The 22,887-nt window shown below is 62.2% G+C and carries 22 protein-coding genes; 7 read left to right on the top strand and 15 right to left on the bottom strand.

Going from position 1 to position 22,887, the window contains the following annotated elements; genetic code table 11:
- Positions 1 to 78 precede the first annotated feature (78 nt).
- The 13 genes from L0F51_RS03330 to L0F51_RS03270 all read right to left on the bottom strand — a co-directional run bounded on the left by L0F51_RS03330 (position 79) and on the right by L0F51_RS03270 (position 11,835).
- Positions 79 to 1,278 (bottom strand): MFS transporter, encoded by a 1,200-nt coding sequence (locus L0F51_RS03330; protein ID WP_234629321.1) that lies wholly within the window; start codon positions 1,276 to 1,278, stop codon positions 79 to 81.
- Positions 1,279 to 1,301: 23 nt separating this feature from the next.
- Positions 1,302 to 2,273, bottom strand: coding sequence for a thiamine-phosphate kinase (gene thiL, locus L0F51_RS03325; RefSeq protein WP_234627927.1), 972 nt, complete (start codon positions 2,271 to 2,273; stop codon positions 1,302 to 1,304).
- 6 nt (positions 2,274 to 2,279) lie between these two features.
- Positions 2,280 to 2,810 (bottom strand): transcription antitermination factor NusB, encoded by a 531-nt coding sequence (gene nusB, locus L0F51_RS03320; RefSeq protein WP_370642298.1) that lies wholly within the window; start codon positions 2,808 to 2,810, stop codon positions 2,280 to 2,282.
- Positions 2,770 to 3,216 carry a 6,7-dimethyl-8-ribityllumazine synthase gene (gene ribH, locus L0F51_RS03315; RefSeq protein WP_234627926.1) on the bottom strand — a complete coding sequence of 149 codons (447 nt, stop codon included), beginning with the start codon at positions 3,214 to 3,216 and terminating at the stop codon, positions 2,770 to 2,772. Before ribH ends, nusB begins: the two co-directional genes overlap by 41 nt.
- Before the next feature lie 18 nt (positions 3,217 to 3,234).
- Complete coding sequence (locus tag L0F51_RS03310; protein ID WP_234627925.1) at positions 3,235 to 3,834, bottom strand: riboflavin synthase; 600 nt, start codon at positions 3,832 to 3,834, stop codon at positions 3,235 to 3,237.
- Position 3,835: 1 nt separating this feature from the next.
- The gene (ribD, locus tag L0F51_RS03305; protein ID WP_234627924.1) at positions 3,836 to 4,939 is read right to left on the bottom strand and encodes a bifunctional diaminohydroxyphosphoribosylaminopyrimidine deaminase/5-amino-6-(5-phosphoribosylamino)uracil reductase RibD; all 1,104 of its coding nucleotides are present in this window, start codon (positions 4,937 to 4,939) and stop codon (positions 3,836 to 3,838) included.
- On the bottom strand, positions 4,932 to 5,456 hold the full coding sequence (nrdR, locus tag L0F51_RS03300) for a transcriptional regulator NrdR (RefSeq protein WP_128294021.1): 525 nt from the start codon (positions 5,454 to 5,456) through the stop codon (positions 4,932 to 4,934). The genes ribD and nrdR overlap by 8 nt, the downstream gene beginning before the upstream one ends.
- Positions 5,457 to 5,466: 10 nt before the next feature.
- Entirely contained in the window at positions 5,467 to 6,774 is a 1,308-nt protein-coding gene (gene glyA, locus L0F51_RS03295) for a serine hydroxymethyltransferase (protein WP_234627923.1), read from the bottom strand.
- A 216-nt stretch (positions 6,775 to 6,990) separates the two neighbouring features.
- Positions 6,991 to 7,902: a DMT family transporter gene (locus tag L0F51_RS03290; RefSeq protein ID WP_234627922.1), complete on the bottom strand. Its 912-nt coding sequence runs from the start codon at positions 7,900 to 7,902 to the stop codon at positions 6,991 to 6,993.
- Between the two features lie 166 nt (positions 7,903 to 8,068).
- Positions 8,069 to 9,319, bottom strand: coding sequence for a murein L,D-transpeptidase (locus L0F51_RS03285; RefSeq protein WP_234627921.1), 1,251 nt, complete (start codon positions 9,317 to 9,319; stop codon positions 8,069 to 8,071).
- Between the two features lie 241 nt (positions 9,320 to 9,560).
- Entirely contained in the window at positions 9,561 to 10,076 is a 516-nt protein-coding gene (gene ldtR, locus L0F51_RS03280) for a transcriptional regulator LdtR (protein WP_128294017.1), read from the bottom strand.
- 257 nt (positions 10,077 to 10,333) lie between these two features.
- On the bottom strand, positions 10,334 to 10,741 hold the full coding sequence (locus L0F51_RS03275) for a DUF6163 family protein (RefSeq protein WP_234627920.1): 408 nt from the start codon (positions 10,739 to 10,741) through the stop codon (positions 10,334 to 10,336).
- On the bottom strand, positions 10,738 to 11,835 hold the full coding sequence (locus L0F51_RS03270; protein WP_234627919.1) for an enoyl-CoA hydratase/isomerase family protein: 1,098 nt from the start codon (positions 11,833 to 11,835) through the stop codon (positions 10,738 to 10,740). The genes L0F51_RS03275 and L0F51_RS03270 overlap by 4 nt, the downstream gene beginning before the upstream one ends.
- Before the next feature lie 255 nt (positions 11,836 to 12,090).
- Between L0F51_RS03270 and hemB the strand changes: the two genes are divergently transcribed.
- From hemB to L0F51_RS03245, 5 genes are all read left to right on the top strand, one after another.
- Positions 12,091 to 13,122 carry a porphobilinogen synthase gene (gene hemB / locus L0F51_RS03265; protein ID WP_234627918.1) on the top strand — a complete coding sequence of 344 codons (1,032 nt, stop codon included), beginning with the start codon at positions 12,091 to 12,093 and terminating at the stop codon, positions 13,120 to 13,122.
- Between the two features lie 70 nt (positions 13,123 to 13,192).
- On the top strand, positions 13,193 to 13,684 hold the full coding sequence (locus L0F51_RS03260) for an RDD family protein (protein ID WP_234627917.1): 492 nt from the start codon (positions 13,193 to 13,195) through the stop codon (positions 13,682 to 13,684).
- 92 nt (positions 13,685 to 13,776) lie between these two features.
- Entirely contained in the window at positions 13,777 to 15,579 is a 1,803-nt protein-coding gene (locus tag L0F51_RS03255; protein WP_234627916.1) for an SLC13 family permease, read from the top strand.
- An 11-nt stretch (positions 15,580 to 15,590) separates the two neighbouring features.
- Complete coding sequence (locus tag L0F51_RS03250; protein ID WP_092812433.1) at positions 15,591 to 16,337, top strand: arginyltransferase; 747 nt, start codon at positions 15,591 to 15,593, stop codon at positions 16,335 to 16,337.
- Positions 16,331 to 17,302 (top strand): endonuclease/exonuclease/phosphatase family protein, encoded by a 972-nt coding sequence (locus L0F51_RS03245; protein WP_234627915.1) that lies wholly within the window; start codon positions 16,331 to 16,333, stop codon positions 17,300 to 17,302. Before L0F51_RS03250 ends, L0F51_RS03245 begins: the two co-directional genes overlap by 7 nt.
- A gap of 6 nt (positions 17,303 to 17,308) precedes the next feature.
- On the opposite strand, the gene parC is transcribed toward L0F51_RS03245, so the two are convergent.
- A complete protein-coding gene (gene parC / locus L0F51_RS03240) occupies positions 17,309 to 19,576 on the bottom strand; it encodes a DNA topoisomerase IV subunit A (protein WP_234627914.1) in 2,268 nt (755 codons plus the stop codon).
- A gap of 64 nt (positions 19,577 to 19,640) precedes the next feature.
- Between parC and ruvX the strand changes: the two genes are divergently transcribed.
- A complete protein-coding gene (ruvX, locus tag L0F51_RS03235; protein WP_234627913.1) occupies positions 19,641 to 20,123 on the top strand; it encodes a Holliday junction resolvase RuvX in 483 nt (160 codons plus the stop codon).
- A 3-nt stretch (positions 20,124 to 20,126) separates the two neighbouring features.
- On the opposite strand, the gene L0F51_RS03230 is transcribed toward ruvX, so the two are convergent.
- Entirely contained in the window at positions 20,127 to 21,782 is a 1,656-nt protein-coding gene (locus L0F51_RS03230) for an isovaleryl-CoA dehydrogenase (protein WP_234627912.1), read from the bottom strand.
- A 163-nt stretch (positions 21,783 to 21,945) separates the two neighbouring features.
- Between L0F51_RS03230 and L0F51_RS03225 the strand changes: the two genes are divergently transcribed.
- Positions 21,946 to 22,887, top strand: a complete 942-nt coding sequence (locus L0F51_RS03225) for an aspartate carbamoyltransferase catalytic subunit (RefSeq protein WP_234627911.1) — start codon at positions 21,946 to 21,948, stop codon at positions 22,885 to 22,887.

Below are 22,887 nucleotides of genomic sequence, written 5' to 3'. Positions count from 1 at the left end.
GGCTTCCTGTATCGCGGCGGGGTATTGACGAAAGAACAAGCCCCGTCAAGGGCTGCAAAATCGCGCTGCCCGCTTGGTTTAGCGGGACGCCTCCTGGCGACCACGCCGCAAAAGAAGCAATGCAAGCCCAAGAAGAGCGACGACGGCGATCGGTATCACGGTCAACGCCACTGCAGACCAGCCGCCGATAGACAGGATTTGACCCGAAGAAAACGAGGCCAGCGCCACCGTGGCAAAGACGAGCAGGTCGTTGAGGCCTTGCACCTTCTCCTTCTCAACCGGCTCATAAGTGGTTGCAACAAGTGCCGTCGCGCCCAGAAATCCAAAATTCCAGCCAACGCCCAAAACAACGAGAGCGCCCCAGAAATTGATCAGGTCTATGCCTTGAAGAGCGATGAAGCCGCACAGGATGAGAAGCACAAGTCCGGCCGCAACCACACGCTCTGCTCCAAAGCGCAGGATCAATGACCCTGTGAAGAAGCTTGGAGCGAACATTGCGATGACATGCCACTGGATGCCGAGAACGGCCGCATCGGTCGGAAAGCCGCAGCCAACCATCGCCAGCGGGGCCGCCGTCATCATCAGATTCATGAGGGCATAGGCGGTCACGGCGCAGGCGACGGCCACGATAAAGCGCGGCTGCGCTGCAATCTTCCGCAACGGACGTCCTGCATGGGTGTGGACGGCCGTCACGGCCGGAGCATGCAAGAACGCAAGAACAATCGCCGCCAGCACCATCAGTCCGGCAGCGCCGACATAAGCCCCGACAAATTCAATCGGGAAGGCTGTGCGCGTGTGGATGACAGTCTGAGGACCGATAATGGCCGCCATCACGCCGCCAATCAGCACATATGACATCGCCTTCGGCCGGAAGGACGGACTGGCCGTATCGGCCGCTGCAAAACGAAACTGCTGCACGAAGGCGGCCGTAAAACCCATCATGAAGGCGCCGAGGCAGAGGATTGGAAACGAGAAGACCGTCACGGCCACCGCTTCCATGAGTGCGCCCATCGCGCCGATCAGCATTCCGCAGATGAGCCCGAAACGACGCCCGATTCGCCGCTGCAGAAGCGCGGCCGGCATGGTGCCGATCGCGGTGCCGACGACGAAGGCGCTGAGTGGCAAGGTCGCCCAGGACTTGTCCGGCCCCAACAGCATGTGAGCCGCAAGCGAAGAGATGGAAAAGTTGATCGGCGCTCCGGCGCCCGCAATCGCCTGAGCAGTGGCGAGCACCACCACATTGCGACGGGCGACTCGGTCGTCCACCGGTGGATGCATGGTCACGTCGCGGGAATCGTCCATCAATGGCTGCCGTGGACGAAGGATCGACGGGAAAAAGCCATTTCCTTCCCATCTTTGAGAATCACGGCCCGGTCGCCGCCCGCCTCGACATGTCCGATGGCCGTCACGGGGATGTCGGCGCGCGCCGCGGCCTCCTTGAAAGCCCCCTCCTCGCCCGGTGGAATCGCTGCGAGGATTTCATAATCGTCGCCGCCGGTCAGCGCCTCCTCCAGTGAGAAACCGTAGCCGAAGAGCTGGCTCAAAGCCGGGTCGAGAGGAACGTTCAGCACCTCGATCACGGCGCGGATGCCGCTTGCCGAGGCGAGCTTGTCCGCGTCGCCGGCGAGCCCGTCAGAGATGTCGAGGGCCGCACTCGCATGAAGCCGGACGGCCTCTGCAAGCCCTGTGCGCGGCTCTGGCTCGCGGTAGCGGAGGACGAGACGATCCCTGTCGTCTGCGGCGAGTTCGGCCTCTGCACGGTCCTGAAGGACCGCCAGACCGGCGCCCGATCCGCCGATCGTCCCCGAGAGATACAGAATGTCGCCAGGTTTCGCTCCGGAGCGATGCACCATGGTGCCGGTCGGCAGCGTGCCGATCGCCGTGATCGAGACCGTGATCCGATCTGGGGATGCGATCGTGTCGCCACCGATCAACGCGATACGATAGCGTTCTTGATCGCCGGCAAGACCCTCGCAGAAAGCTCTGAGCCAGGCCTCGTCGCAATGGGGCGCCTGGGCAAGGGCGAGAAGATAGCCGCGAGGCTTTGCCCCTTTCGCCGCCAAGTCCGACAGATTGACCCGCAATGCTTTGCGGGCCACCGTTTCCGGAGGATCGCCCGGAAGGAAATGCACTCCCTCGGCGATCATGTCTTTGGTGACGACGAGATCCCGGTCCGAAGACGGGCTCACGACTCCCGCGTCATCGAGAAGCCCGAGCGCACCTTCTCCGGCGAGCGGACGGAAAAAGCGATCAATCAGTTCCAGCTCATCCATGAAGATTTAGCCGGCACCCGCTTTGCCGAATTCGTCCGGCCTGACATCCCGTGCGACCTTGTCGAGCACCGCGTTCACAAGCCCGGGCTCTTCCTTTTCGAAGAAGGCATGGGCCACGTCGAGATATTCGCTGATGACGACGCGGGCCGGGACGTCGCGACGCGACTTCAGCTCATACACGCCGCAGCGCAACAGCGAGCGAAGCGTCACATCGAGACGCGCCAAAGGCCAGGAAGGCGGCAACGTCGCGTGAATGAGGGGATCGATGACCTCCTGCTCCTCCACGACGCCTGCGACGAGCAGACGGAAAAATGCGGCATCGGCGCTGCGCAGCGTCTCGCCTTCCATCTCCTGGCCGAGGCGGAAGGCTTCGAACTCCGCCACGACACGGGGCAGGCTCACCCGCCCGACATCCATCTGATAGAGGGCCTGCACGGCCGCGAGTCGCGCGGCGCCGCGTTGGTTGGCCCCTCGGGCCGCTATGGCTGGCTCACTCTCAGGCAAGGCCCCACCTTTCGCGCAACTCGGCCATGTCACAGGCCGCCGCAGCCGCAGCCGCACCCTTGTTCTTTCCTTCAACGCCGGCGCGGGCCCATGCCTGATCGCCGTTTTCGACCGTCAAGACACCGTTTCCGAGCGCAAGGCCATAAGCAGATACCAGATCCATCACGGCGCGCGCCGATTCCACGGCCACGATATCGTAGTGCGACGTCTCTCCTCGGATCACGCAGCCTAGGAGAACGAAACCGTCATAAGAGCTTATGTTTCCCTCTTCAGCCGCAATCAAGGCCATAGAAAGGGCGCCCGGGATTTCGAGGACGCCCGGGACGGCGATACGATCGTACGTCGCGCCACGACGTTCCAGCTCCGCGATCGCGCCGCGAGCGAGTTCGTCTGAGAGGTCGCGGTAGAACCGCGCCTCAATCAAAAGGAAATGACTCATCTGAGTTTTGCCGAAGCCTTATGCGCTTTGAAGACGGGCGAGGTAGCGCGCCATGAGATCGATCTCAAGGTTGACGTGATCGCCGACTTTCTTTTCGCCCCAGGTGGTGACCTGGAGCGTGTGAGGAATGAGCATGATGGTAAACGTTGCGCCTTCCACCGTGTTGACGGTGAGCGACGTGCCATCCAGGGCGACGGAGCCTTTTTCGGCGATGAAACGGGCGAGGTCGTCGGGAACGGCGAAGGTGAACTTCGCCATGTCGCCCTCGTCGGCGCGTCCGATGATTTCGGCCACTCCGTCGATATGCCCGGTCACGATGTGGCCGCCGAGTTCGTCGGAGGCGCGCAATGCGCGCTCGAGATTGATCCGCGTTCCGGTCTCCCAGCTGCCGAGGGCGGTCCGCTCCAACGTCTCGGTCGAGGCCTCGACGGCGAACCAGCCACCGCCTTGGGTCGTGCCGAGCTCGATCACTGTCAGGCAGGTGCCGGCGCAGGCGATCGATGCACCGATCGCGATCGTTTCAGGATCATAGGCGGTGGCGATCTCGAAGCGACGTCCGGCCGCAAGGTCGGATGTGGTCAGGACTTCGCCGACATCGGTGATGATGCCTGTGAACATTTTAGGCTGCTCGCTTGTAGCGGGTGAAATCATCGGGTCCGAAACGCCGCCGCTCAACGGCCCGAAACGGTGTCATCATATCGGAAACTGCGCCGTTGGGAAAAGCGGCAATGCGCTCCTCGCCCAACAGAATCGGGCTGCGGAAAAGCAGGAGCTCATCGACGAGGCCCGCCTGAAGGAACGCCGAGGCCGTGTGCGCCCCACCTTCGAGAAGCAACGTGTTGACCCCGCACGCCGCGAGCTGGGCGAGCGCTTCTGCGGGCGCATCGCCGTTGGCCGGGAGCTGAAGCCAGCGCAGAGCTCCATCTCGCGCATCTATCAGCTCCTGCATGACAAGAGATGGAGATTTCGGGCTCAAGAACCAGGTGTCAGGGCCCGCGACAAACATTTTGGCATGCTCCGGCAAAACGCCTGAACCGCTCAAGACCGCGCGAACCGGCGAACGCGCCAACAGGCCAGGCAGCCGGCATGTCAGAAGCGGATCGTCCGCCCGCAAGGTTCCAGCGCCGACGAGAATGGCATCGACGCGGCTCCGCAGCGCCTGCACGTGGCGTCGGGCGAGAGGTCCGGTGATGGCGATCTGTCCGCTCCCGTTGAGGCCGATGCCTTCGTCCGCTGAGACGGCGAGCTTCAGGAGAACGTAAGGTCGGCCTTTCGTGGTGCGCGTCAGATATCCTTGGTGCGCATCTTTGGCGGCGTCAGCCAGCAGACCTTCCCGCACCTCGACGCCGGCCGCTTGAAGCTTCGCGACGCCTTTGCCGTCGACCCGCGGATCGGGATCGCGGACCGGCATCACCACGCGGGCAATGCCCGCGTCGACGATCGCATCTGCGCAAGGCGGCGTCCGGCCATGGTGGGCGCAGGGTTCCAGAGAGACATACAACGTCCCTCCCCGCGCCTGGTCGCCGGCTTCGGCAAGAGCCGCCGTCTCGGCGTGCGGTCGACCACCGATCGCGGTGCGCCCTCGCCCGACGACGGCGCCATCCTTCACAACGATGGCGCCCACGGCCGGGTTTGGTGCTGCCTCTCCGAGCGACAACCGACCGAGTCGGATGGCTGCGGCGAGAAAGCGGCTGTCGAGATCCAGAGGCTGCGCCTCAGACATCGTCGTCGAACGGACGCTCAGGAAGCTCCAGACGCTCCTTGATGTCGCGATTGAGGTCGTCGTGGCGCCCGCCGCTGATTTCCGTCAGCAGTTCCTCGAAGTCTTTGGCTTCGCGGAAATCGCGATAGACCGAGGCAAAACGCACATAGGCCACGTCATCGAGACGACGCAGCCCCTCCATGAGGAGGATGCCGATGTCGCTTGAAGGAATTTCCGATTCACCGCGCGATTCGAGCTGTCGGACAATCCCCGACACCATGCGTTCGACGCGATCCGGGTCGACGTCGCGTTTTCGTACCGCAACCTGAACCGACCGCATCAGCTTGTCGCGATCGAAGGGTACGCGACGACCGGACTTTTTCACGACGGTGAGCTCGCGCAATTGCACCCGCTCGAAAGTCGTGAAGCGGCCACCGCAATCGCCGCAGACACGCCGCCGGCGGATCGCATTCCCGTCCTCGGTCGGGCGGGAATCCTTCACCTGCGAATTGTCGGCCCCGCAATAGGGACAGCGCATGGCGCCTCGCTCAGTCGTTGTAGATCGGGAAACGATCGGTCAGAGCGGCAACGCGCTCGCGCACGGACGCTTCAACAGCCTCGTTGCCATCTTCGCCGTTGGCGGCAAGTCCGTCGAGCACTTCCACGATCAGCTCACCCACCTCTTGGAATTCCGCCGTGCCGAAGCCCCGCGAGGTCGCGGCCGGCGTACCGAGGCGAATGCCGGAAGTGACCGTCGGCTTCTCCGGATCGAAGGGAACGCCATTCTTGTTGCAGGTGATATTGGCGCGACCGAGGGCCGTCTCGACCACCTTTCCGGTCAGGCCTTTGGGGCGCAGATCGACCAGGAGAAGGTGCGTATCCGTGCCGCCGGAGACAATGTCGCATCCACCGCGCTGAAGCGTTTCTGCAAGCATTTTCGCGTTCTCAACGACGTGCTTCGCATATTCCTTGAACTGCGGGTGAAGTGCCTCGCCGAACGCGACAGCCTTCGCCGCGATCACATGCATGAGTGGGCCGCCCTGCAGGCCGGGGAAAACCGCCGAATTGATCTTCTTGGCGATCGTCTCGTCATTGGTCAGAACGAGACCGCCGCGCGGGCCGCGCAGCGTCTTATGCGTCGTCGATGTCACGACATGCGCGTGCGGGAACGGGCTCGGATGGACGCCGCCTGCGACGAGGCCAGCGAAGTGGGCCATGTCGACCATGAAATATGCACCGACCTTGTCGGCGATCTCGCGGAACTTCTTGAAATCGATCTCGCGGCTGTAAGCAGAGCCGCCGGCGATGATGATCTTCGGCTGATGTTCCTGCGCAAGCTCGGCCACGACGTCTTCGTCGATGCGCCCATCCTGTTTGCGGACGCCGTACTGCACGGCGTTGAACCATTTGCCGGAAAGGTTCGGCTTGGCGCCGTGGGTCAGATGCCCGCCGGCATCGAGGCTCAGCCCCATGACGGTATCCCCCGGGCTTGCGAGCGCGAGAAGAACCGCCTGATTGGCCTGGCTGCCGGAATTCGGCTGCACGTTGGCGAAGTTGCACCCGAAAAGCTTCGTCACGCGCTCGATCGCCAGGTTTTCGACCACGTCGACATGCTGGCAGCCGCCGTAATAGCGACGGCCCGGATAACCTTCGGCGTATTTGTTGGTCAGAACCGAGCCCTGCGCTTCCAGGACGGCGCGCGAGACGATGTTTTCAGACGCAATCAGCTCGATCTCGTGTTGCTGGCGACCGAGCTCGGCCTTGACGGCTGCGGCGATATCCGGATCGGAATCGCGCAGAGAGGCAGAAAAGAAATCAGAGGGCGTGGCGCTCACAGGCCGGGCGACATCTTGCATGGGCGAAAATCCGTTGGCTGGCATCGGCCGTTATGCGCCACGAATGCGCGGCAGGCCGGCAACGCGGCGATAACACAATCGCCCGGGGACGGAAAGCGCGGAGGCCCGGAGTGCCTCTGCGTTCCGGCGGCTGCCCAACGGCGGGGCCTGGCGACATGGAAAGGTGATCGGCTCTTCGCCCTCTCCCTAGGAGCTCCGAAAGCTCGATCAGAGTAATCACCGTCGAAGGGCGAGAATGCCGGCCCCAACGATGAGCGCCATGCCACCAAGGGTGATGAGCGAGGGAATCTCCTGAAACAGCAGGAGACCCCAAATGGCGGCGAAACCGACATAGGAGAAATCGAGCGTGCCAATCACGTTCGACGGCGCGCGCTGATAGGAAAAAGCTGCACCCAGACTGCCGATGATCATCGCCGCGGACAGGAGGACGAGCGTACCGATCTCGGCGGCACCGAGCGGCAACCAGCCGGTGGTGAGGTAGCCTCCCTCGTCACTTCTCTCCTGGAAGACACCAACACCGCCGAGCCCCACCACCACGAATGCGAGATTGAGTGCGAGGGACAATGTCAGAGGATGTTCGTCGCGGCATTTCGTACGCGTCAGAATCATCGCCAAGGCGTAGAGGACCGCCGAGAGAAGCGGCAGCAGGGCATAAGCGTTGAACGCCACCGCGTCCGGCCGCAGAATCAGGAGGACGCCGGCAAGGCCCAATGCGACCGCCATCCAACCGATCGGCCCGACACGTTCGCCGACGAACAGAGCGGAAAACAAGGTGATGAAGACCGGCAGCGTATAATAAGAGACGGCGGCCACAGACAGCTGAAGATGGGGAAGCGCCGCATAATAGGCGAGCCACATCAAAACCAGCATCAGACTGCGCAGCGTCGTCCACGCCAGGGCCCGTGGCCGAAGCGTCGCGCCCGAGCTTGCCAGGACCGCCGGAACGAGCAGCGGCAAAGCCATCAGCGAGCGGAGAAGGAAGAGCTGCCAGACGGCGATCGTCCCGCTCGTCAGCTTGATGAGCGCATCGCCGAGCGACAATGCGAGGTCCGTCATCAAGATGACGGCCGCCGCCGCGGTGAGATTGTCGGCGGTAGCCGGCTGCTTCCGCGAGGTTCGTACCGTCATCACGTCCCTGGTTCGTTCAGGAACACGTAAAGGGAACCCCTGCGGCAGGTCAACGCACGCCGGCCCTCGCAACGCAAGGGTACCTCCCACGCGACCGCCACGTTTCAGCATACAAAAAACCCCGCGAGGCGGGCTCGCGGGGTCGGAAATCCGATAGAGCCGAGGCTTATTGCGGCAGCGGCGAGCCGATCAGTTCTGACGGCTGATTGAGCGCTACCTCGCCCGGAGCGTCGAAATTGTAGATGTCGTCGCGGAAATGAACGACGCCATCACCTGTCGTCCAGGCCGTGAAATAGACCGTGTAGAGGGCCGGCGGGTTGGCCACATCCACATCGAGACGCTCGCCGGAGCGGATCGTCTGATCGACCGTGGCGCGCGTATACCCGTTATCCCGCAAAATCCAGGCAACGAGCTCGCGCACATTCATCACACGCACACAGCCCGACGATTCGAAGCGATAGTCCGAGCCGAAGAGGCCCTTCGACGGCGTGTCGTGCAGAAAGACCGAATACGGATTGTAGAAGTTCATGCGCACCGAACCGAGCGAGTTCTGATCGCCTGGGTCCTGCTTGAACATGTAATTGGTCGCTTCGTCGGAATGCCAGTTCACCTGGCTCGGCTGCAGCTCTTCGCCCTTCTGGGTGAAGATACGAATACGGTTGCGCGTCAGATACTCCGGATCCTTCTGCATCTTCGGGATCAGATCCTTGCGGATGATGGAGTTCGGCACCGTCCAGTACGGGTTGAAGTTGATCTCATGGATCTTGCTGGACAAAAGCGGCGTCTGCCGGTCGACCTTGCCGACCACCGCAGTGTGCCTGGAGACGACCTGTCCGTCCTCGACCACCTCGATCTGGGCACCCGGGACGTTGACCATCACATACCGGCTGGCAGGATCCTTCATCGCGGCGATGCGCTCGCGATTGACCCGCAATTGATTGAGGCGAACCTCGGCCGGAACGTTGAGCGCCTTGAAGGTGCCTGCACCGACGACGCCGTCGGCCGGAATGCCGTGGCGCTCCTGAAAGCGCATGACGGCCGACTGCACATAAGAATCGAAGGCATCGGAGCCTGTCGTCTGCCGCAAATCACCGGACGCGATGAGACGCTGACGCAGGGCCACGACATTCGGATGGCGTATGCCGATTTTGAGCGTCGGCTCGGAGGGCACGGAATTCCAGCCGCCCGAATCGACCAGGCCCTGGTACCATTCGATCGCCTGATCCATGGCAGGAACCGTGTAAGGCGACAGAATCGGTACGGTCGAAGTGACCGGCGCAGCGGTCCGGGGCCCCGTATCAAAGGATTCGCTCCATTCCGACTGATTGACGGGCATCATGTTCTGCGCCTGTGCGGCCAGCGGAAACAGAAGCGCCGCGGCGCAAAGGGAGGATCGCAGAAGCGAAAAAGCGGTCATAGGAATGGTGTGCCTCTCGTCAGACAAATGCCGGTGAATGCGCCCCCGAACGCACCCTTTGAGAACGGGATTACCATCAAGGACCCGGTCTCCACAAATGCATCGCACCCAGCGATCAACACTGTGAATCATTCGAAGCGCTCAAATGCCCACCTTTCATGGATTTATGGCCAATCCGTGATCGAAAACAAAAGGGCCCGGTCATGCCGGGCCCTGTTGCAAAGATGTCAATGTGGGTCTGTCAGAGACGATAGAGAATCTGATCAGTCCAGAACCGCTCCAACCGATGCAGGGTCTTGTTGAGGCGCTTGAAATCGTCCTCCGAAACGCCTCCGACCTTTTCGATCGAACCGATATGGCGCTCATAGAGGCGGTCGACGACATCGGCGACCTCCTTGCCCTTCTCCGTCAGCGAGACACGCACCGACCGACGGTCGACACGCGAGCGCTCGTGATAGATGTAGCCGGCGTCGACGAGCTTCTTCAGGTTATAGGAAACGTTGGAACCGAGATAATAGCCGCGTGTCCGCAACTCGCCGGCTGTCAGTTCCGCATCTCCAATATTGAAAAGAAGCAGCGCCTGGACGCTGTTCACGTCGGAGCGGCCCATCCGATCAAATTCATCTTTGATGACATCAAGCAGCCGCCGATGCAGCCGCTCCACCAAGGTCAGAGCATCAAGATAGAGTGTCTTGAGGTCCTCTGGCTCAGACTCGCCCCTCTCGTAGGCGAGCGCTGTCCGCTCTGCTAGCAACATTACGCCTCTCCGTCATTTTTCTTCAGCCTTCTCCCCGTTACTTGTGCAGGATAGAGAGCCAATTTAAATGGAGATTTAAGCGTCAGCATGAATGAAATCTTGCTCGAAAAAGGGTAAATTTTCTGCTGCCTCACGGCAAGAGGCTCTGAACGCCGACATCCGGCACCTTTTGGGGGCCCACTCGTCTGTCGACACGAGACAAAACGCCGTCATCTCTCGCGTCTCGTCAACCGCCACGAGCGGGCGTCACAGCCTTGCTACTCGTCCCGACGGCGACGGCGGTCGCCCAGGAGAACCGCGACGTAGAGGCCCATCAAGGTTGCGTGCGCGAGAATTCTCTCCTGGTGGTGTCCGTAGATATCCCGGAACAGCGTGTACATTGCGATCTCGGTGATCGCGGCCACGGCCCAGATCACCGGCCCCCACACGGCGCTGATCCACAGGCCGACGGCCGCGAGGAGGTCGAGAATGCAAAGGACGACCATCGCGGCCTGCCAGGGTCGCTCGAAGGTCAGGAAGTGACCGGCATCAAAGCCGACACCCATGATCTGCGCCGCCCTCACGAGTCCCGCAGAAAGCAGAAGCAACGCGACGACCCGCAGATAATAGCGTGTCAGGCGACCGCGATTGGGGTCGTAGTCAAGGAGATCGACAGCGTCACTCATCCCCGATCTCCCGATAAAGCGAGCTCTTCTTCGAGCGATGCGAAATAGGCGTTGATCTCGGTCTCTTGCACATCGGCAAGGTCGGCAGGATGCCAGCGCGGAGCATGGTCTTTGTCGATCAGCTGCGCCCTCACCCCTTCGTAAAAATCCTCTCCGGCAAGGATGCGATTGACGATGCGGTATTCCAAACGCATCGCCTCGGCAAAATCCATTTGAAGGCCGAGCCGCATCTGGCACAGCGCGATCGCCAGGCTTGTCGGCGACATCCGGCCGATCGCCTGCAATGCCTTCTGGCCACGTTCCCATTCCGGCCGGTCGGCAAGACGGCTCCGAATCTCCGCAATCGAAGTCGCTGAAAAGACGCTGTCGATCCGCTCGGCATCACCGGCCAGGCCAGATCGGACTTCCCCTGGGGCCTGCGCATATCTCTCGATGACCTGCCAGTGATCGTCCTCGCGTGCGAGTTCGTCGATCAGCGCGTCGAAACTTCGCCCTGGCACGGCATGCGTGGCGATACCGCTCCAGAGGCAGTCATCACGACCAATGCGGCTTCCAGTCAAAGCGAGAAAGGTCCCGATGGAACATGGCAGCCGGGGAAGAAAATGCGTCGCGCCGACATCGGGGAAGAAACCGATGCCGACCTCAGGCATGGCGAAGCTGATCCGTTCGCCGGCAAGACGCACGCTTCCATGAACCGAAATGCCAAAACCTCCGCCCATGACGATGCCGTCGAGCAAGGCGATGTAGGGTTTGGGATAGGTCTTGATGAGGTGGTTGAGGCGGTATTCCTCTTGAAAGAAGGTCAGAGGAAGCGGTCCACCTTCCGCCTTCGCCCAGAATCCAGCCTCCCAAAGGCGGTGCAGATCGCCGCCCGCTGAAAAGGCTTTCTCGTCGAGCGAGCGGATCGCCACATGCGCGACCTCGTCGTCGTCGCGCCATGCGTTCAGCGCCCGCAGCAGGGCCTGGACCATATCAAGGTTGAGTGCATTCAAGGCGCGGCCGCGGTTGAGGCTGATGAGACCCAGCCGGCCACGCTTCTCGATACGGACGTCGTCTTCGGCTTTCAGCATCTCAGCGGCCATTTCATCTGGCATCCGTTCTTCATCGTGGGCGAAAGCGACGGAGGCGCTTCGGTGAGCAGCTCCGCAGGCAGCGCCATTTTGTCGCGCTCGATGCTCTGCACGCCCGCCATGAGCGGAAGCGGATCGCCGCAAAGGTCAAATTCCATGCCGGAGCTTTATGCAGCACCCGATCGAGCGTCAATGACGCCGCGGTTTTGCAAAGGAGCCATTCCCTTGGCGCGGCCTTTACGCGGGTCTATGGTCCGCGCGACGAAACCGGGGGTTTCCATGAACTTGTCCTTTCACAGTGACGCGCTGCCCGATGTCGACCGGATCACCGGGCGGCGGCGCATGCGCCGCAATCGCCGCACCGACTGGTCGCGGCGTCTTATTCGCGAAAACCGTCTCTCGCTCGACGATCTGATCTGGCCGATCTTCGTCATCGAAGGCGAGAACACATGCGAATCCGTCCCTTCGATGCCGGGCGTGGAGCGCTTTTCGGTCGATCTCGCAGTCAAAGCCGCAGAGCGTGCGAGAGATCTCGGCATTCCGGTACTCGCGCTCTTCCCGAATACGCATCCGGAAAAGCGTGACGATCAAGGCAGCGAGGCGCTCAACGATTCCAACCTCATCTGCCGCGCATGCCGGGAGATCAAGAAAGCGGTCCCCGAAGTCGGCCTTTTGACCGACGTCGCGCTCGATCCCTATACGAGCCACGGCCATGACGGCCTTCTACGCGAAGGTCAGATCGTCAACGACGAAAGCGTGTCGGTGCTTGCCCGTCAGGCATTGGTGCAGGCGCAGGCCGGCTGCGACATCGTCGCGCCGTCCGACATGATGGACGGGCGCGTCGGCGCCATCCGCGAAACGCTGGACGCCGCCGGCTACGGTCATGTGCAGATCGTCGCGTACACCGCGAAATACGCCTCGGCCTTCTATGGGCCGTTCCGCGACGCCGTCGGCTCCGGAACCATGCTGTCGGGCGACAAGAAGACCTATCAGATGGATCCCGCCAATTCGGACGAGGCTTTGCGCGAGGCCGAACTCGACATCGCCGAGGGCGCCGACATGATCATGGTGAAGCCAGGGCTTCCCTATCTCGATATCATCCGACGCCTGAAAGATACGTTCGGCATGCCGACCGTCGCCTACAATACGTCTGGCGAGTATTCGATGATCCAGGCAGCCGCCGCGAATGGCTGGCTCGACGGCGAGCGGGCGATGATGGAGCAGCTGGTCGCGTTCAAGCGGGCGGGTGCCGATTCCATCCTCACTTATTTCGCGCCACGCGCCGCAGAGATCCTACGCGCCAGCCTCTGAAAGCTGCGCCTGGCAGAACTTGAAGCCGAGCATGGGCCTCCCCACTTCCTCAGGATCGAAGGAGAGGCCCATGACTGCAATCCACGACGTGATCGACCTGGACGAGACTCGGATGCTTGATCCGACACAGCATCCCGAGCTCTACGACAATGTCAGAACGCGCCGTATTTCGGCCTTTCTGGTCGATGCCGTCATCATGGTCGTGCTGATGACCGTATCGTTCGTCGCCATCACCTTCCTTGGCCTCTTCACACTCGGCCTCGGCTGGCTTCTCTTCGGGCTGATCTGGCCCGTCGTCCCGATCCTCTACACGATGTTCACCCTGGGCAGCTCCGAATCGGCCACGCCCGGGATGCGCGCCATGGGGATCGAGATGCGCACGTTCGACGGCGGGCGCATGTACAGCCTCCTCGCCTTCGTTCATGCTGTCCTCTTCTGGTTCTCGGTGACGGTGCTGACGCCCTTTGTTCTGCTTGTTTCCCTGTTCTCTCCGCGCAAAAGGCTTCTCCACGACATCGTTCTTGGAACGACGGTCATCCGCAGGGATGACGGCCGGCTTTGAGGCGCGCCAAGCGTCCGTCCCTCGCCGATCGCCGCGACAATCTGGGATTGTAGGGTCTTGACTCCGCCGGTACTTTGCCGACGGAGCCGGGCATGACTTTTTCCGCTTTGCAGATGTGGCTCACCTTCGGGGTGATCGCACTGACCATCGTTGGCTTTTCGCTCGAGCGCGTGGCGGTCGAGACGACCGCGCTCGCCTCGCTGGTTCTGCTGACGCTCGTCTTCGTCGTTGCTCCCGGGGCCTTCGGCCTGTCCTCCCCGTTGTCGTTTGAAGATCTGCTGCAGGGCTTCGCCAACCCCGCCCTCGTGGCGGTGCTCAGCCTCATCGTGGTGGGGCAAGGTCTGTTTCAGACCGGCGCGCTCGACGCTCCGAGCCGGCACCTTGCGCGCAACACCCGCCTGCCGCCATCTGCGGTCTTCATACTCCTCATCGTCTTTGCGGGCGCACTTTCGGCCTTCCTCAACAACACGCCCGTCGTGGTGATGATGATCCCGGTGCTGATGTCGCTCGCCCGTGAGCAGCGGATCTCACCGGCGAAGCTTCTCATGGCGATGAATTTTGCGACCATCATCGGCGGCTCGACGACATTGATCGGCTCGTCGACCAATCTTCTGGTCGCGCAGGTGGCGCATCACGAAGCCGGCATCAATCTCCGGCTCTTCGATCTCACGGCGCCCGGACTTGCAATCGCCGCTGTGGCAGTTCCCTACATCCTGTTCGTCATTCCCCGGTTCTTCGGGAAACGTCCCCAGGAAGCGGTCAAGTTCGCGAGCGGCAAGCAGTTCATCACCGAAATCGTTCTGCCGGAGGGGCATCCGCTCGTCGGCATGCGCTCGGTCGCCGGATTGTTCCCAGGGCTTCGCGACGTCACCGTCCGCCTGGTGCGGCGCGGCACCGCCATCCACCTGCCTCCTTTCGAAGATCTCGAGCTGCAGCCGGGCGACCTCGCCGTGTTCAGCGGTGTGCGCGAGGATCTGGCCCGTCACGGCATCATCAAACCGGCGCGTGGCGAACGCGGAGCCGATACCGCCGGCGGCGGCACGCATTCCGTCGGCGAGGCGATCGTGGCGCCCGGAGGCCGCATCATCGGCCGTTCGCCGGCCGAGACGGGTATCGAGCAGACGAGCGGCATCAATGTCGTCGCCGTCGAACGCCGCGGCCGCATGTCCCGTCAGGCGTTCTCGGAAGTTCGCCTGGAAGAAGGCGATGTGCTGCTGCTCTCGGGGACTGACGCATCGTTCGATCGGCTGCGGGGCAGCCGCGATCTGCTTCTCCTCGAAAAATCGTTCGCACCTCTGCCGGCCCGACGCGATTCGCTTCGCTCGATCCTCATCTTCACAGGTCTTGTCGTTCTCGCCGCGACCGGGCTCGTTCCCATCGCGATCGCAGCGCTTGGTGCGGCCCTCCTGATGCTCGTCTTCGGCTGCCTCAACATTCGCCAGGCGCGGCGGGCCTTCGACAGCCGCATTTTCATGTTGATTGGCGCCTCGATCGCCCTGGCGACCGCGCTGGAGCGGACGGGCGGCGCGCAATTCCTGGCGGAGCACCTCGTCGCGATCACGGAACATGGAGGGCCGCGTCTGCTGCTCTCGGCGCTCTTCGCGTTGATCGCGATCCTCACCAACGTCTTGTCGAACAATGCGACAGCCGTGCTTTTCACGCCAATCGCGGTCTCAGCGGCCGCGGCCATCGGGGCTCCGGCCCTGCCCTTCGTCATGGCCGTGATCTTCGCCGCCAACGCATCGTTTGCGACACCGATCGGGTACCAGACGAATCTCCTCGTCATGGGCCCGGGAAATTATCGTTTCGTCGATTTCCTCTTGGCGGGCGGACCGCTCACCATCATTTCATGGCTTGTGTTTTCACTGTTCGCGCCGTGGTATTATGGCATCTGAGTGAGGTTCATATGACGCGGCCGATTGCAGAAGCTCAGCAATTCTATCTCACGGCCCCCGGCCCCTGCCCCTATCTTCCCGGTCGGCAGGAACGCAAAGTCTTCACCCAGCTCGCGGGACCGCATTCGGCGCCTTTGAACGACATTTTGAGCCAGGGCGGCTTCCGGCGCAGTCAGACGATCGCCTATCGCCCGGCCTGTGACCGCTGCGCGGCCTGCGTGTCGGTTCGGGTCTGCGCCGACCTTTTTTCTCCGACGCGCTCGATGCGTCGAATCACGCAGCGCAATCGCGATCTCGTCTCCGACTGGCGCGACAACATCGCAACCACCGATCAGTATTCTCTCTTCTACCGATATCTCGAAGAGCGCCATTCCGGTGGCGGCATGCTGCAGATGACGGTTCTCGATTATTCGCTCATGGTCGAAGACAGCCATGTCGAGACGAAGCTCGTCGAATACCGGCGCCGCACCGCCGACAGCGCCACCGGACGGCGGGGCGACGGCGAACTCATCGCCTGCGCTCTGACCGACGTGCTCGCCGACGGGCTCTCGATGGTCTATTCGTTCTTCGACCCGGAGGCGAAAGACCGCTCCCTCGGCACCTTCATCATCCTCGATCACATCGAGCGCGCCAAGCGGCTCGGAAAGCCCTATGTCTATCTCGGCTATTGGGTCGAGGGTTCCCGAAAGATGGCGTACAAATCGCGTTTCCGACCGCAGGAACGGCTGACCATGCGAGGCTGGGAACGCTTTTGCTGAGATTTCTCGTGTGGGTGGGGCTCGTCGGTGTGATGCTGGCGAGCCTGATCAGCTTTGGCGGCTATTGGTGGCCGTCGCTCGACAGCATCAATCACTTCCGGCCCTTTCTCTTTGCTGGGTTCGCGCTTGTCGCGGCACTCGCCCTCTTTGCCCGCTTGAGGCTGGCGTTTGCACTCGGTGTCTTCCTCGCGCTCGCCCAAGGCTGGTTCCTGATCGCGGAGATTTTGCCCGAAGCGCATTTCGGAAGCATCGCAGCCGAGACCGCTGGCGTTCCTCTGAAAGTGATCAGCTTCAACATGCTCGACAAACGCGTCGACGCTGCGGGGCTCGCCCGGATGGTCGAGCGGGAGCGCCCGGACGTCCTCGTCTTGATCGAGGCCTGGCCCAATACGGCGCATGTTTTGGCGGAGCTGAAGCCTTTTCTGCCCTATCGGCTCGATTGCTTCTCGGCGCATTTCTGCGACGTCGCGATCCTTACCCGCCATCCGTTCACCAAGACCTATGTGTGGGATCCTCCTGCCGGCGAGCCGCGGGAAAACAACGTCTCGCTCATGAGCGTCACGTTTGAGAAGGACGGCATTCCCGTCACCGTCTGGGGCACGCATCTCGACTGGCCGGTACCGGCGCGCGGCCAGACGATGCAGTTTGAGGCCATGAGGAAGGATCTGCAGAATGCCGGACCCAACACGATCCTCGCGGGCGACTTCAATTCAACGCCGTGGTCCTTTGCCTTGCAGAGATTCGGAGCGGCGATCCCGTTGCACCGTATCACGCGCGCTATGCCGACCTGGCCGAGCGAAAAGGCCGTCTTTCGCGGCCGTCACTCGGTTCGCGCCTTCGGCCCCTTCATGCCGCTCGATCATATCTTCATCGGAAAAGCCATCCGCAAAACCGATGTGAGACGGGGCCCCTATCTCGGCTCCGACCATTACCCGGTGATCGCCGACCTCAAACTTGTCGACTGATCGCCCTCAGGACGCGGGGCTGAAGCGGTTCGATTTCGGAAAACCCTGCGGTGCCATCCGTCCCGCCTGTGCGCGTTCGCCGAGCCACTCAGACAGATCGCCATAAGAGCGCGCATGCGTACGGCCGGCAGAATCGCTCCAGGAGAGTCCCTGTTCGCCTTCGAAGACGCGCACGTCCGAAATGCCGCCATCCTTGTAGCGCTGCAGCCTGACGCCCTTGCCGCGGGTCATTTCCGGCAGCTGCTCCCTCGGGAAAATCAGAAGCTTGCGATTCTCTCCAATGACGGCGACATGGTCGCCGGCGGCCGGAACGCAAATCCGGGCCTCATCCGACCCCGATACATTCAATATCTGCCGACCCTTACGAGTGTTTGCTACCATATCGCTTTCGGCGATAATGAAGCCATTTCCGACGGATGATGCGACGAGGCGTTTTACCTGCGGGTCGTGCACGAAGGCGGCAAGGACGTCGCTGTCCTTGTCCATCTCCACCATGAGCCGGACCGGCTCTCCCTGGCCGCGGCCACCGGGCAGCCGGGCGGCCTCGAGGGTGAATGCCTTACCGCCGGTGGAAAAGAACAGGATCTTGTCGGTCGTGTGCGCCGGGAACGCGATCTTGAGACGGTCGCCTTCCTTGAAGCTCAGCGACGAGAAATCGGTCATATGGCCGCGCATGGTGCGCAGCCAGCCCTTTTCAGACAGGATGACCGTGATCGGCTCGCGCTCGATCATCGCCTGCTGAATCTCCTCGACGTCGATCTCCGGGGCATCGGCAAACGTCGTGCGCCGGCGACCGATCTCGGTGTCCGGACCGAACTTCTTCTTCACCGAAGAGATTTCGAAAGAGACGCATTTCCACTGACGCTCTTCCGATTCAAGGAGGCCCGTCAGATCCGTCTGCTCGGCGGTCAGAGCCTCGTGCTCCTTGCGGATCTCGATCTCTTCGAGCTTCCTCAAAGCGCGCAGGCGCATATTGAGGATCGCCTCCGCCTGGACGTCGGTCAGATCGAAGGCCTGCATCAGCTCCGGCTTGGGCTCGTCGCTTTCGCGGATGATGCGGATCACCTCGTCGAGGTTGAGATAGGCAATGAGATAGCCGCCCAGAATTTCCAGACGGTGGGCGATCTTATCCAAACGATGGCGGGTGCGGCGCAGAAGCACGTCGCGCCGGTGGTGCAACCATTCGTTCAAGACATCTCGCAAGGACATCACCTTCGGCACGCGGCCTTGCGAGATGACGTTCATGTTGAGCGAGAAGCGCACTTCGAGATCGGCACGCTTGAAAAGCGATTCCATCATCAGGTCCGGATCGACCGTGCGGCTCTTCGGCTCGATGACGATGCGCACGTCCTCCGCGCTCTCGTCCCGAACATCGCCGACGAGGGGCAATTTGCGGGCCTCGATCTGGCTCGCGATCTGCTCGATCAGCCTCCCCTTCTGCACCTGATAGGGGATTTCGGTGATGATCGCGGACCAGGCGCCGCGGCTGCCTTCTTCTTTCTCCCAGCGCGCACGCACGCGCATCATGCCGCGCCCGGTCGAATAGGCTTCCAGCCGATCGGAGGCGGGAGAGACGATGACGCCACCGGTCGGGAAATCCGGACCCGGGACGAATTCGAGCAGCTTCTCCGCACTCGCATTCGGGTGCTTGATGAGGTGGAGAGCCGCGTCGCACAATTCGGCCGCGTTGTGCGGAGGAATGTTGGTCGCCATGCCGACGGCGATGCCGGATGCGCCGTTCGCCAGAAGGTTCGGAAACGCTCCCGGAAGGACGACGGGCTCCTCGTCCTCGCCATCATAGGTGGCGCGAAAATCGACGGCGTTCTCGTCGATGCCTTCAAGCAGAAGGTTCGCAACCTCGGTCAGCCGCGCTTCGGTGTAGCGCATGGCAGCGGCATTATCGCCGTCGACATTGCCGAAATTGCCCTGCCCGTCGACGAGCGGATAGCGGACCGCAAAGCTCTGCGCGAGGCGGACCATGGCGTCGTAGATCGCCTGGTCGCCGTGTGGGTGAAAATTACCCATCACTTCGCCGACGACCTTCGCCGACTTTTTGAAGCCCGAGCCCGGCAGAAGCCGCATCAGCCGCATGGCGTGCAGGATGCGCCGATGGACGGGCTTCAGCCCGTCACGCACATCCGGCAGCGCCCGATTCATGATCGTCGACAGCGCATAGGCGAGATAGCGCTCTTCAAGCGCTTCACGCAGATTGATGGGGACGATGTTCTCGTCGCCCTCGCCTCCGCCTGGAGGCGGAATCAGTTCCTTGCCCATGGCGCCCTATGTGGCGAATTCTTGAAGCCGCGACAATGCACGCGGGCCGTGCTAGGCGAATCGAATGGCTGCTGACCTCACAATCGAAGAGTTTTCCACCGCCGCCCCCATGGGAACGCGGCTTGCGGGTCTCGACCTCGGGACAAAGACCATCGGGATCGCCGTTTCGGATCCAGGACAGAACGTCGCGAGCCCCGTGACGACCATCCGGCGCGTCAAGTTCGGACAGGATGCGGCGAGCCTCCTGTCACTGTGCACGACGGAGAGAATCGGAGGTCTCGTCCTCGGCCTGCCCGTCAACATGGATGGCAGCGAGGGCCCGCGCTGTCAGGCGACGCGTGCCTTCGTCCGCAATCTGAAGACGCTCACGGACTTGCCGATCACCTTGTGGGACGAGCGCCTGTCCACGATGGCGGTCGAAAGGGCGATGATCGAGGCCGACCTGTCACGGCGCAAACGTGCCGAGCGGGTCGATGCCGCGGCGGCCGCCTATATTCTGCAAGGTGCACTCGACCGGCTGGCGACATTGCGGCGCCAGCGCGTCTGAGGATCAAGGCTCCGGAAATGCATAATCCAGGAGCGCCCGCATGTTGAAGCGCCGGTCCAGCATTCCATAGGTCGAGCGCCAGGGCCGCCCGAGCCGCGTCTCGATGAAGGCATCGGCGAAGACGGGCGGGAAATCGCGCCGCAGAGCGGCCGCAGCCGCCGTCAGCGCCAATTGCTCGGTCAGCACACGCGCGCTTCCCTCGTCCTCCATGGCGACCTCGGCCGCCGCCGCGAGAACATCGACAGCCGCACGGCCATTGTGGCCGAGTTCCTGGCGGAAGCTTTCAAGAACCATCGCCAGGATCTGAGGATCGCGGCCCAGTACGCGCAAGACGTCGAGCGCCATGACGTTGCCGGAGCCTTCCCATATGGCGTTGACCGGCGCCTCGCGCACCAGACGTGGCATGATGCTTTCCTCGACATAGCCATTGCCGCCGAGGCACTCCATCGTCTCGGCCAGGAAGGGCTGCGCCGATTTGCAGATCCAGTATTTTGCGACCGGCGTCATCAACCGCGCGAAGGCTTCTTCCTCGGGTCTGTCGGCGGCAAGATCGAAAGCTTCTGCAAGACGGAAGGACAAAGCGACTGCCGCGGCAAGATCCAGCGTCAGATCGCACAAGACCCTCTGCATCAGAGGCTTATCGAGAAGTTCTGAACCAAAAACATGGCGATGGCGACAATGGTGGACGGCTTCGGCAAGCCCGGCGCGCATGAGCCCGGTCGAGGCGACGGCGCAATCGAGGCGCGTATAGGTCACCATTTCGATGATGGTTCGCACGCCCTTGCCTTCTTCGCCCACCATCCAGGCATGAGCGCCATCGAATTCCGCCTCCGACGAGGCGTTGGAGCGATTGCCGAGCTTGTCCTTCAAGCGCTCGAAGCGGATGGTGTTCGCCGTTCCGTCCGGCAAGAAGCGCGGCATCAGGAAGCAGCTCAGACCGTTTTCGGTCTGTGCAAGGACGAGGAAGGCATCCGACATCGGGGCCGACATGAACCATTTGTGGCCCGTCAAACGGTGGAAGCCCTGGTTCGTCGGCTCTGCATGGGTGCGGTTCTGGCGCACATCCGTGCCGCCCTGCTTTTCCGTCATGCCCATGCCGATCGTCACGCCCTGCTTTTCGGCAGGATTGCGCGAGGCACGGTCGTAGGTGCGCGACAGGAGCCGCGGTCCCCATTCGCTCAAGAGATCCGGGCTGTGGCGCAAGCTGGCGATCGACGCATTCGTCATCGTCATCGGACAAATATGCCCGCACTCGGCCTGCGCAGTCATATAGAGCCGAGCGGCACGGGCCCGGTGGCGGACGGGTTCTTCCTCGCCGCCACGCTCCCAGACCGAGCAATGCAGGCCCGAAGCGACCGAGCGACGCATCAAGGCGTGATAGGCCGGATGGAATTCGACCTCGTTGATGCGCCGGCCCCAGGCATCGTAACGCTTCAATTCCGGCAGATCGCTGTTGGCGAGGCGAGCGAATTCGCGGGCCTCGCCGCTCCCCCAGAAGCGGCCGTTCTGCTGCAGATTCTCGCGGATCGGATCGGCGAACCCGGCGCACATCAGATCGAGGAGCGGGTCCGTTTGAAACAGGTCAAGATTGATGCGCGGCGGCGTCTGATTGAACACCGCATGCGTGGCATCCCGGCCCGGATTCATTGTCTCTGTCATAGGGTGAGCCTGCACGAATCTGCATAATATTAAAGCTTTTTCCGCAGCGCTTTAAGCGGCGCTCACAGTCCCGTGTCGGGGGTGCAAACGTAGGGGAAAAACGCCGCGGCGGGCGGCTCCCATGTTGCCGTCTTGGACGATTGTGCCTATAGGCACCCCTTTAATGACCCCAGTATCCTCTTTCCCCCATCAGCACCTTCTCGGTATTGAAGGGCTGTCTCCGCTCGAGATCGGTTCGCTTTTAGATCTCGCTGAGGAGCAAATCGCCGTCTCTCGCCAGATTGAAAAGAAGAAGCAGACCCTGCGCGGACGCACGCAGATCAATCTGTTCTTCGAGGCGTCGACACGAACGCAATCGAGTTTCGAGCTCGCCGGCAAACGGCTCGGCGCCGATGTCATGAACATGGCCGTCTCGTCTTCCTCCGTGAAGAAGGGCGAGACCCTGATCGACACGGCGATGACCCTGAACGCCATGCGACCGGACATTCTGGTGGTCCGCCATCATGCGGCGGGCGCCGTCGAGCTTCTTGCGCAGAAGGTCGAATGTTCGGTGATCAACGCTGGCGACGGTGCCCATGAGCATCCCACGCAAGCTCTCCTCGACGCTCTCACGATCCGCCGCCACAAAGGCCGCCTCGACGGGCTCACCGTCGCGATCTGCGGCGACATTCGTCATTCGCGCGTCGCACGCTCCAACATCCTGCTGCTCATGGTGATGGGCGCACGGATCCGGCTGATCGCGCCGTCGACATTGTTGCCGTCCAACATCGAATGCTACGGCGCGGACGTCTTCAACGACATGCGCACCGGCCTCAAGGACGCCGACGTCGTCATGATGCTGCGCCTCCAGCGGGAGCGCATGACCGCCGCTTACGTCCCGAGCATCCGAGAGTATTTCCGCTATTACGGGCTCGACGAGGAAAAGCTCGCCCTCGCCCGCCCGGATGCGCTGGTCATGCATCCAGGCCCGATGAATCGCGGCGTTGAGATCGATCCACTCGTCGCCGATGGCCCGCAAAGCGTGATCCGCGAACAAGTGGAGATGGGCGTGGCCGTGCGAATGGCCGTCCTCGAAGCCCTCGCCCAACACCTGCCCAATCACTGA

The sequence above is a fragment of the Afifella sp. H1R genome, from assembly GCF_021462425.1.
Lineage (GTDB): Bacteria > Pseudomonadota > Alphaproteobacteria > Rhizobiales > Afifellaceae > Afifella > Afifella aestuarii.
Note: the sequence above shows the minus strand (reverse complement) of the source record. Positions and strands in the feature narration are given on the sequence as shown.